The organism is Pseudoalteromonas sp. S3776 (assembly GCF_005886915.1).
Classification (GTDB): Bacteria; Pseudomonadota; Gammaproteobacteria; order Enterobacterales; family Alteromonadaceae; genus Pseudoalteromonas.
This window is the reverse complement of sequence record NZ_PNCU01000138.1, coordinates 1-338: the sequence shown is the minus strand read 5'-3', so window position 1 is coordinate 338 and position 338 is coordinate 1. Positions and strand designations below refer to the sequence as shown.

Below are 338 nucleotides of genomic sequence, written 5' to 3'. Positions count from 1 at the left end.
GCTCGGCGTTAAATGGAATGTCTGCCCTAGTATTGCAAGACGATTTGCAACTCTTACCTTGTAATGTCACTGGTGAGCTATACATTGGCGGTGTTGGTATGGCGATGGGCTATCTCAATCAGCCTGAACTGACCGCCGAGCGCTTTATTGCCAACCCGTATTATTCTAAACAGCACGCAAATAGCAGTCCCGTACTATACAAAACTGGGGACCTTGTTCGCCGCCTGCCAGATGGCAAACTGGTGTTTGTTGGTCGCACAGATTCGCAGATCCAAGTGCGCGGCCATCGAGTTGAGCTCAGTGAAATTGAACAGGTGATCGCGGCGCAACCCAGAGTG

General features: G+C 50.9%; 1 pseudogene. It reads left to right on the top strand.

Annotated features, from left to right (window positions below):
- Positions 1-17 precede the first annotated feature (17 nt).
- Positions 18-338: pseudogene (locus tag CWC16_RS19455) on the top strand (amino acid adenylation domain-containing protein); the annotation flags it as partial.